At 68.1% G+C, this 770-nt stretch carries 1 protein-coding gene; it reads right to left on the reverse strand.

Annotation, left to right across the window (positions count from 1 at the left end):
* Positions 1-770: efflux RND transporter permease subunit (locus P0D96_RS48215; RefSeq protein ID WP_408321412.1), on the reverse strand; the 770-nt coding region annotated here is incomplete at both ends.

Consider the following 770-nt stretch of genomic DNA (forward strand, 5'->3'; position numbering starts at 1 on the left):
GGCAGCATGCCGATCAGCATGGCGAGCGCCGTCATCAGCACCGGACGGAAGCGGCTGAAGCCGGCTTCGAGCGCGGCCGCGAGCGGCGGCTGGCCGCCGTGGTGGAATTCGCGCGCGGTGTTGATGACGAGAATGCTGTTGGCCGTGGCAATGCCGATGCACAGAATGGTGCCGGTGAGCGCCGGCACGCTCAGGCGGGTGCCGGTGCTGAACAGCATCCACGCGATGCCGGCGAGCGAGCCCGGCAAGCCGCTGATGATGATGAACGGGTCGAGCCACGACTGGAAATTGACCACCATCAGCAGATAGACGAGGCCGATGGCGAACACGAGGCCGCTCGCGAGGCCGCTGAACGAATCGTGCATGGCCTGCACCTGGCCGCGTACGACGATGGACGCGCCCGGCGGCAATTGCGGCCGGATCTGATCGACGAGCCGGTTCACGTCCGCCGCCACGCCGCCGAGATCGCGCCCTTGCGCCGACGCGAAGATATCGAGCACCGGCTGCACGTTGTAGTGCGAGACGACGGCTTGCTGCGTGCCGCGTGTCAGCGTGCTCAACGCGCCGAGCAGGTTCTGCGGCGCGGGACCGGCGCCGCCCGCCGAGGCCAAAGCCGCTGCCGTCGTCGCGCCGGAGCTGCCGCCGCTCTGCGCGACCGGAATATTGGCGAGCGCCTGCAGCGAGTTGACGTCGTACTGCGGCATCATCGCCATCAGCGGATAGCTCACGCCGTTGCGCGGATCGAGCCAGAAATTCGGCGAAGTCTGCGA

This window comes from Paraburkholderia sp. RL17-347-BIC-D (assembly GCF_046027915.1).
Classification (GTDB): domain Bacteria; phylum Pseudomonadota; class Gammaproteobacteria; order Burkholderiales; family Burkholderiaceae; genus Paraburkholderia.